The following is a 9045-nucleotide window of genomic DNA, read 5'->3' on the forward strand; positions in this document are numbered from 1 at the left end:
ATGAGTGCTCACGGCACCAACGAAGGAGCCCTCTGGGGCGGCCGGTTCGAGTCCGGGCCGGCCGCCGCCATGGCGGCGCTGAGCAAATCCACCCACTTCGACTGGGTGCTGGCCCCGTACGACGTCCGCGCCTCCCAGGCGCACGCCCGGGTGCTGCACAAGGCCGGCCTGCTCGGTGACGACGACCTGGCGACGATGCTCGACGGTCTCGGCAGGCTCGCGGACGACGTCGCGAGCGGTGAGTTCGTCCCGAGCGAATCCGACGAGGACGTGCACGGGGCGCTCGAGCGCGGTCTGATCGATCGGGTCGGTCCCGAGGTCGGGGGACGCCTCCGCGCGGGGCGTTCGCGCAACGATCAGGTGGCGACCCTGTTCCGGATGTGGCTGCGGGACGCGGTGCGCCGCGTCGCCGAGGGTGTCCTCGACGTCGTCGACGCCCTCGCGACGCAGGCTTCCGCGCACCCGTCCGCGGTGATGCCGGGCAAGACCCACCTGCAGGCCGCGCAGCCCGTGCTGCTCGCGCACCACCTGCTGGCGCACACGCACCCGTTGCTTCGTGACGTTGCGCGGCTGCGGGACTTCGACGCGCGGGCGGCCGTGTCGCCGTACGGTTCCGGGGCGCTGGCCGGTTCGTCGCTCGGGCTCGATCCGGAGGCGATCGCCGCGGAACTCGCGTTCGATTCGTCGGCGGAGAACTCGATCGACGCCACCTCGTCGCGGGATTTCGCGGCCGAGGCAGCGTTCGTGCTCGCGATGATCGGCGTCGACCTGTCGCGGATGGCCGAGGAGGTCATCCTGTGGAGCACTCCGGAATTCGGCTACATCACGCTCGCCGACGCCTGGTCGACCGGCTCGTCGATCATGCCGCAGAAGAAGAACCCCGACGTGTCCGAGCTGACCCGAGGCAAGTCGGGCCGCCTGATCGGCAATCTGACCGGTCTGCTGGCGACGCTGAAGGCGCAGCCGCTGGCGTACAACCGGGATCTGCAGGAGGACAAGGAGCCGGTCTTCGATTCGGTGGCGCAGCTCGAGTTGCTGCTCCCTGCGATCACCGGACTGGTGTCCACTCTCGAATTCCACACGGATCGAATGGCGGAACTGGCACCGGCGGGCTTCACGCTGGCCACCGACATCGCCGAGTGGCTCGTCCGTCAGGGCGTTCCGTTCCGCGTCGCCCACGAGGCTGCGGGGGCGTGTGTCCGCGTCGCCGAGGCGCGGGGCGCCGGACTCGAGGATCTCACCGACGAGGAACTCGCCGGAGTCGATCCGGCTCTCACCCCGGACGTGCGGGAGGTGCTCACCGTCGAGGGCTCGATCGCCTCGCGTAACGCCCGCGGCGGCACGGCCGGTATTCGTGTGGCCGAACAGTTGGGCGGGGTCCGTCAGCTGTCCGAGTCGCTGCGCGAGTGGTGTCGATGACACCGGCGTCGGACGCCCCGGATTAGGGGCTGTGTGACGCGTCGAGCGCAGTAGGGTGAGGGCGGGCGGCAGCGAGACGTGCGTCACGGTTCGAGAGTCTGGGAGAGTATTCGTGGGACTGAATACCGAAACGGTGATGGGCCCGATCCGTCGCGTGGTGGCGACGGCGCAGAACGGGTTGGAGGTGGTTCGTCTCGGCGGACTCGAGACGGACCTCACCACATCGCCGTTCGAGGTGGTCGAACGCGCACCGATGTATCGGCTCCGACGGTATTTCCCCGACACGGACCCGGCCGACGCCGGCCCCCCGATCGTCCTGGTCCCGCCGATGATGATGTCGGCCGACGTCTACGACGTGACACGGGACCAGGGTGCGGTCGGCATACTGCGCTCGATGGGAATCGACCCGTGGGTGGTCGACTTCGGATCACCGGATTCCGAAGAGGGCGGCTGGGATCGGAATCTCGCCGACCACATCGTCGCGATCAGTGAGATCATCGACCAGGTGCGGTCGCACACCGGACGTGACGTCTATCTCTCCGGGTATTCGCAGGGCGGCATGTTCGCCTATCAGGCCGCCGCGTACCGCCGCAGCCGCAACATCGCCGGACTCGTGACGTTCGGCAGTCCGGTCGACACGCTCGCCGGGCTGCCGTTCGGGATCCCGGCGGGCTTCGCCACCGACGCTGCCGACTTCCTCGCGGACCACGTCTTCAACCGGCTCGCGGTGTCGGGGTGGATGGCCCGCACCGGCTTTCAGCTCCTGGACCCCGTCAAGACACTGAAGTCGAGGTTGGATTTCCTCCGTCAGTTGCACGACAGGGAAGCTCTGTTGCCGCGGGAACAGCAGCGACGGTTCCTCGCCACCGAGGGGTGGGTCGCGTGGTCCGGACCGGCGGTCGCCGAGTTGCTCAAGCAGTTCATCGTGCACAACCGCATGATGACCGGTGGGTTCGTGATCAAGGACCAGGTGGTGTCGCTCGCGGAGTTGACCTGCCCCGTCCTCGCGTTCGTGGGAGAGGTCGACGACATCGGCCAGCCGTTGGCCGTCCGCGGCATCCGCCGGGCCGCCCCGCGCGCGAACGTATACGAATCGACTTTGCGGGCAGGGCATTTCGGTCTCGTCGTCGGCTCTTCCGCGGCGACCCACACGTGGCCGACGACCGGCAAGTGGGTGCTGTGGAACGAGGGGCTGGGGCCGCGCCCCACCAACATCGAGCTCATGCGCTACGACGAGCACTTCGGTAGTGAATCCGGAGTGTCCATCAGCGACCGCATCATTCACACCGTGGCGTCGGTCGCCGAGGTGGGTGTCGGTGTCGGCAAAGGGATCAGCGACTTCGCGTCCGGCGCGTTGCGCGGCACGGTGGAACTGTCCGGCGAGGCCACGCGGGCGCTGCCGAGGCTGGCCCGGCTCGGCCAGATCCAGCCGCACACCCAGATCTCGCTCAGCCGGTTGCTGGCCGAGCAGCGTCGCAAGGCGCCGGGAGGCGAGTGCTTCCTCTTCGACAATCGCGTGCACACCTACGAGGCGGTCAATCAGCGGATCGACAACGTGGTCCGCGGTCTGATCCATGCCGGTGTCCGTCCCGCCGCTCACGTCGGCGTCGTGATGCAGACGCGCCCGAGCGCGCTCGCCGCCATCGTCGCGCTGTCCCGTCTCGGTGCCGTCGCGGTCCTCCTGCCCCCGGGCCGGGAAGTCCACACCGCCCTCCGCATCGACGGTGTCGAGCGCATCGTCACCGATCCGGAGAATCTGGACGCCGCGATCGCCACCGGCATCCAGGTGCTCGTGCTCGGCGGCGGCGCCCAGCGCGAACTCGACGTGGATCCGTCGGCGAACGTCGTCGATCTCGAGAAGATCGACCCCGGCACGGTGACGTTGCCGGGCTGGTACCGGCCAGATCCCGGACTGGCCCGCGAATTGGCGTTCATCATCTGCAGTGAGTCCAACGGGCACTGGGAGACCAAGCAGATCACGAACTACCGGTGGGCGCTCTCGGCGTTCGGGACGGCCTCGGCCGCCGATCTCGACCGCGGCGACACCGTGTATTGCCTTGCGCCTCTGCATCATTCGTCGAGTCTTCTCGCCGCGATCGGTGGCGCCGTGGCGGGGGGATCGCGGATCGCGCTCTCGCGCGGACTCGACGCCGAGCGGTTCGCCGAGGAGGTCCACCGCTACGGCGTGACGGTGGTCAGCTACACGTGGACGATGATGCGAGAGATCCTCGACGCCGAGAACCTCGCGCTCGACGGAAGCCATCCCGTCCGGCTCTTCATCGGATCCGGAATGCCGCAGGGCTTGTGGCGCCGCACGACGGAACGGTTCGCACCGGCGAAGGTCCTCGAGTTCTACGCCTCCACCGAGGGCGACGTGGTTCTCGCGAACGTCGCAGGTGCGAAGGTCGGGGCGAAGGGGCGGCCCCTGCCCGGCAGCGCCGAGGTGCGGCTCGCGGCCTACGACCCGATCGCCGGCCGGCTGCTGGAGGACGAGCAGGGATTCATCCGCGAGTGCGAGGACGACGAGGTCGGTCTGCTCCTCGGCAGGGCGGGTGTGCACGCCGAGATGTCCGGCGGCGCGATGCGGGGAATCTTCGCCGCGGGTGATGCGTGGATTCCGACGGAAAACCTCTTCCGCCGCGACGCCGACGGGGACTACTGGCTGGTCGACCACCGGAAGACCGTGATCGCGACTCCCCGGGGCGCGGTGTTCACCCAGCCGATCGTCGACGCGCTCGGGTCCGTCGATCGTGTCGACCTCGCGGTGGCCTACGGGGTGGTCGTCGGTGGCCGCACGCTGGCCGTTGCCGCGTTCACCCTGCGCGACGGGCCGCCACCGAGACTGGCGGAGATCGCGGACGCGCTCGACGGGCTTGCTCCCGCGCTGCGGCCCGACATCATCCACGTGGTGGGGGACATTCCGCTGGGGTCCTCGTACCGCCCGAATTCCGATGCTTTGAGCGCTGCCGGCCTGCCCAAGCCGGGAACCCGTGTGTGGTACGCCGATCCGGAATCGCACCGGTACCGGCGCCTGACCAAGGCGGTGGCCGCCGAGTTCCAGGACGGCTCCGCCGGAGTGCCCGCCGGCGCGCGGTAGCCTGACACTGCTCACCCGAACGGTTGGAGAGGACTTCCGTGGTTATTGATCCGACGTTGCTCGGCATTCTCGCGTGCCCACAGGACAAGGGTCCTCTGCTGTTGGTCGGAGACGAGTTGCTCTACAACCCTCGCCTGCGGCGGGCGTATCCCATCGAGAACGGGATCCCCGTCCTGCTGATCGACGAGGCCAGGGACGTCGAGGCGGCCGAGCACGAGACGCTGCTCGCCCGGGCGGCCGGCGAGGCCTGATCACACCGGCAGATCGCCGGTGAGATAGCGCTGCAACGTCGGGGCGACGATCGCGACCAGGTCGTCGACGGGCAGCGACGCGAGTGGCTCGAATTCGAGGACGTACCGCGTCACCAGCACACCGGCCATCTGCGATGCCACCAATTGCATGCGCAGCATGCCGGTTCCGGGTGGTTCGTCGACGCGCGGTCCGAGGTCTCGGAGCACGACCTCGAGGAGGAACGTGCGGATGAGGGTCGGTTCGTTCCCCGCCATCGCGGACCGGAACGCAGCGACGACGGCGGGCTTGTGCGGCGACTCCCAGACGGAGAACACGGCCCGGGCGAGGCGGCTGCCGATCTCGTCCGGCGGGGTGTCGAGCACCGGCGCGATCACCTTCGTCGGGTCCACCGGAATGTCCACCGACGCGAGGAACAGTTGTCGCTTGGTTCCGAAGTAGTGGTGGACCAGAGCGGAGTCGACGCCTGCGCCGGTAGCCACGGAACGTACGCTGGTCTTGTCGAAGCCGTTCTGTGCAAACAGTTTTCGTGCGGTAGTCAGGATTCGTGAACGAGTGTCCGGGTTGCCGGGGCGTCGTCCGGTCCGCAGCCCGGGGGCGCCGTCAGTGCGTGTCGCGGGGTCGGTCATGGTGTGCGGCGCCTCAGCGTTGCGGCGCCGAGAGACAGTGCGAGCAGGGCGAAGGCGGCGACCACCGCGAGGTCGCGCCACATGAGGCCGGTCGCCCCGGGGTGGGTGGCGATCTGCTGTAACGCCTCGACGGCGTAGCTGAGGGGGAGGACGTTGCTGATCCACTCCAGCCAGGTGGGCAGCTGATCGCGTGGAACGAGGAGCCCGCACAAGAAGAGCTGGGGAACCACGACCACCGGCATGAACTGCACCGCCTGGAATTCGGTGCGCGCGAACGCGCTGCACAGCAGACCGAGTGCCACGCCGAGGATCGCGTTGAGCACGGCGATCAGCAGCACCCACGTCACGCTGCCCTCGGTGGTGAGGCCGAGGAATCCGAACGAGACCGCACACGCCAGCGCCGCCTGTGCTGCAGCGGCGCTGGAGAATGCCGCGGCGTAGCCACCGAGCAGGTCGAGTTTGCCCATCGGTGTCGTGAGCAGGCGTTCCAGTGTGCCGGACGTCCGTTCGCGTTGCATCGCGATCGACGTGACGAGAAACATCACGACGAACGGCAGGATGCCGAGCATCGTGATCGCGACGCGCTCGAACAGCGATTGCTGACCGGGCGGCGCCGGAACGTTCTGATAGAGGAAGTACAGCAGCACCATCAGCAGGCTGGGTACCACCAGAATCATGGCGACGGTGCGGTGATCCGTCCGCAGTTGCGCGAGGATCCGGCCCGCCGTAGCCGCGAAGATCGTGATGTTCATCAGTTCTCACTCCCGACATGTGATGCGCGGATCAGGTTCAGGAAGGCGTCTTCGAGGCTCGTTTCTCCGGTCTGTTCCCGGAGCCCGCCGGGGGAGACCTGCGCGAGAACGTAACCGTCCCGCATGAGCAGGAGCGACGCGCAGTGTTCGGCCTCGTCCATGACGTGGCTCGACACCAGCAGGGTGGTGCCGGCGGCGGCGAGTTCCTCGAACCGCTCCCAGAGTTCGACGCGCAGGAGTGGGTCCAGGCCGACGGTGGGTTCGTCGAGGACGAGGATCTCGGGACGCGCCACCAGCGCGCACGCCAGGCTGACCCGGCCGAGCTGGCCTCCCGACAGATCTGCCGCCTTCTGGGTGGCGAAGCGCGTCAGCCCCACCGCGTCGACCGCTTCGGTGACCGCGCTCGACGGCTGACCGTAGAGCGCGGCGAAGTAGGCGACGTTCTTCCTGACCGTGAGGTCGGCGTACACGCTGGGGGACTGGGTGACGTACCCGACGCGGCTTCGCAACGAGACCGAGCCTGCGGGGGACCCCAGCACAGTGACGGTCCCGGATTCCACGATCTGAGTGCCGACCACGCACCGCATCAGCGTGGTCTTTCCGCATCCGGAGGGTCCGAGGAGGCCGGTGATGGATCCGCTCGGCACCTGGAGGTCGATGCCGTGCAGCACCTCGTTCCTGCCTCGGCGCACGTGCAGATCACGGATGTCGATCGCTGCGCTGCCATTCATGGCGGGGCCTCAATTCATCACAGGGTGAATTCATTGTGTGATGAATTATGCGACCGTCGGGGTGGCATCGTCAACGGTTGTGGAGAATCGGGGACGTGACCATCCATCGACTCGACCGGGCGGAACCCGTGGACGCCGCGCACATCGTCCTCGGTTCCACGCTGATCGTCGGCGACGTCCGGATCCGCATCGTCGAGGTGGAGGCGTACGGCGGGGAGAAGGACGGCCCGTGGCCCGACCCGGCTTCGCACTCGTACCGGGGGAGGACCTCGCGCAACGAGGTGATGTTCGGCCCGGCCGGGCACCTGTACGTCTACCGCAGTTACGGGATGCACTTCTGCATGAACGTGTCCTACGGGCCGGTCGGCACCGCGGGCGGCGTGCTGTTGCGTGCGGGCGAAGTGCTCGACGGGTCCGGGACGGTCCAGGCACGCAGACCCCGCGTGACGAGACCGGCCGACTGGGCGCGCGGGCCCGGCAACCTGGGGTCCGCGACCGGCGTCACCCTCGCCGAGAACGGTGCGGCACTGTTCGAAACCGATTCGCCCGTTCGGCTGGAGGTTGCGGATTCGGACGGCTGGGTAAGCGGCCCGCGGGTCGGGGTCAGCGCGGCCGCCGACCGCCCGTGGCGCTTCTGGATTCCGGAGTCGCCGGCCGTGTCCGTGTACCGGAGAAGCCCGCGTGCGATGCCCGCCGACGAGCGGATGGGATGATCGAACCCGTGACTGAGAACATCATCGATGAACTGACCTGGCGCGGGCTCATTGCCCAATCAACCGATCTGGACGCGCTGCGCCGTGATCTCGACGCCGGACCGGTCACGCTCTATGCCGGTTTCGATCCGACCGGACCGAGTTTGCACGCCGGACACCTCGTGCCGCTGCTCGCGCTGAAGCGATTCCAGCGCGCGGGTAACCGTCCCATCGTGCTGGCGGGTGGCGCGACCGGTCTGATCGGCGATCCCCGCGACGTCGGTGAACGCACGATGAACTCGGCCGACACCGTGGCGGAATGGGCCGATCGGATCCGGGGTCAGCTCGAACGGTTCGTCGACTTCGACGACTCGCCGAGCGGCGCCGTCATCGAGAACAACATGAACTGGACCGGCAAGCTGTCGGCCATCGACTTTCTCCGCGACGTGGGCAAACACTTCTCCGTCAACGTGATGCTCGCGCGGGATACCGTGAAGCGCCGCCTCGAAACCGACGGCATGTCCTACACCGAGTTCAGCTACATGCTGCTCCAGGCCAACGACTACCTGCACCTGCGACGCAGCCACGGTTGCTCGCTGCAGGTCGGCGGATCCGACCAGTGGGGAAACATCATCGCCGGCGTCGAGCTGAACCGGCGTGTCGACGCCGAATCGGTGCACGGTCTGACCGTCCCGCTCGTCACTTCGGCGGACGGCAAGAAGTTCGGAAAGTCGACGGGAGGCGGAAGCCTGTGGCTCGACCCGGAGATGACGAGCCCCTACGCGTGGTACCAGTACTTCGTGAACACCGGCGACGCCGACGTGATCAAGTACCTGCGGTGGTTCACGTTCCTCACTGCCGAGGAGCTGGCGGAACTGGAGACGGCGACCGCCGAGCGGCCGCATGCCCGTGAGGCCCAGCGCAGGCTCGCCGCCGAGATGACGACACTCGTGCACGGCGAAGCAAATACCCGTGCCGTGGAGCTTGCGAGCCAGGCACTGTTCGGCCGCGCGGAACTGCAGGACCTGGACGAGCCGACGCTCGGCGCCGCCCTTCGGGAGGCATCCGTTGCGGAACTCGCGCCGGGCGAGCCCTCCAGCATCGTCGACCTTCTCGTTCTCAGCGGATTGTGCGAGAGCAAGGGTGCGGCCCGCCGCGCCGTGAAGGAAGGCGGCGCCTCCGTCAACAACCAGAAGATCTCCAGTGAGGACTGGACTCCCGAATCAGGCGATCTGCTGCACGGGACGTGGCTCGTGGTTCGGCGCGGAAAGCGCAACTTCGCCGGCGTCAAAGTGCTGTCGAACTAGCGTGCGGCGGGTCACAGCGGCGTAATTCGGACCGATTCCGTCCGGTGGGCCGCGCGCAACACGGGGCACCAAAAAAGTTCACCCCCCAAATGCCTCTTCACCAAGGAGTTGGCGCTTCTTTTTTCTTTTCTTCAACTCTTTCCCGTTAAAGATACACACACAACCACCC

Annotated in this window: 8 protein-coding genes; 5 read left to right on the forward strand and 3 right to left on the reverse strand. The window is 67.8% G+C overall.

Going from position 1 to position 9045, the window contains the following annotated elements; all coding sequences use genetic code 11:
* The 3 genes from argH (at nt 1) to ACFU5V_RS32965 (ending at nt 4767) form a co-directional block, all read left to right on the forward strand.
* Nucleotides 1-1419, forward strand: a complete 1419-nt coding sequence (argH, locus tag ACFU5V_RS32955; RefSeq protein WP_378704137.1) for an argininosuccinate lyase — start codon at nt 1-3, stop codon at nt 1417-1419.
* Between the two features lie 112 nt (nt 1420-1531).
* On the forward strand, nt 1532-4516 hold the full coding sequence (locus ACFU5V_RS32960; protein ID WP_378704139.1) for an acyl-CoA synthetase: 2985 nt from the start codon (nt 1532-1534) through the stop codon (nt 4514-4516).
* Nucleotides 4517-4554: 38 nt separating this feature from the next.
* Complete coding sequence (locus ACFU5V_RS32965; protein ID WP_378433911.1) at nt 4555-4767, forward strand: Trm112 family protein; 213 nt, start codon at nt 4555-4557, stop codon at nt 4765-4767.
* Here ACFU5V_RS32965 and ACFU5V_RS32970 read toward each other — a convergent pair whose 3' ends face one another.
* From ACFU5V_RS32970 to ACFU5V_RS32980, 3 genes are read right to left on the reverse strand one after another with little or no spacing between them, the layout of a single operon-like run.
* A complete protein-coding gene (locus ACFU5V_RS32970; protein WP_378433912.1) occupies nt 4768-5394 on the reverse strand; it encodes a TetR family transcriptional regulator in 627 nt (208 codons plus the stop codon).
* Entirely contained in the window at nt 5391-6146 is a 756-nt protein-coding gene (locus ACFU5V_RS32975) for an ABC transporter permease (protein ID WP_378704141.1), read from the reverse strand. The genes ACFU5V_RS32970 and ACFU5V_RS32975 overlap by 4 nt, the downstream gene beginning before the upstream one ends.
* Nucleotides 6146-6877: an ABC transporter ATP-binding protein gene (locus ACFU5V_RS32980; RefSeq protein WP_378433913.1), complete on the reverse strand. Its 732-nt coding sequence runs from the start codon at nt 6875-6877 to the stop codon at nt 6146-6148. The genes ACFU5V_RS32975 and ACFU5V_RS32980 overlap by 1 nt, the downstream gene beginning before the upstream one ends.
* 95 nt (nt 6878-6972) lie before the next feature.
* Here ACFU5V_RS32980 and ACFU5V_RS32985 point away from each other — a divergent pair, with 95 nt between their 5' ends.
* Entirely contained in the window at nt 6973-7590 is a 618-nt protein-coding gene (locus tag ACFU5V_RS32985) for a DNA-3-methyladenine glycosylase (RefSeq protein WP_378704143.1), read from the forward strand.
* Nucleotides 7591-7598: 8 nt separating this feature from the next.
* Entirely contained in the window at nt 7599-8876 is a 1278-nt protein-coding gene (gene tyrS, locus ACFU5V_RS32990) for a tyrosine--tRNA ligase (RefSeq protein ID WP_378704144.1), read from the forward strand.
* The last annotated feature ends 169 nt before the right edge of the window (nt 8877-9045 follow it).

This window comes from Rhodococcus sp. NPDC057529 (assembly GCF_042802055.1).
Lineage (GTDB): Bacteria > Actinomycetota > Actinomycetes > Mycobacteriales > Mycobacteriaceae > Rhodococcus_F.

Coding starts and splice junctions, on each gene's coding strand:
- argH (WP_378704137.1), top strand. CDS start 1: ATGAGTGCTCACGGCACCAACGAAGGAGCCCTCTGGGGCGGCCGGTTC.
- ACFU5V_RS32980 (WP_378433913.1), bottom strand. CDS start 6,877: ATGAATGGCAGCGCAGCGATCGACATCCGTGATCTGCACGTGCGCCGA.
- ACFU5V_RS32975 (WP_378704141.1), bottom strand. CDS start 6,146: ATGAACATCACGATCTTCGCGGCTACGGCGGGCCGGATCCTCGCGCAA.
- ACFU5V_RS32970 (WP_378433912.1), bottom strand. CDS start 5,394: ATGACCGACCCCGCGACACGCACTGACGGCGCCCCCGGGCTGCGGACC.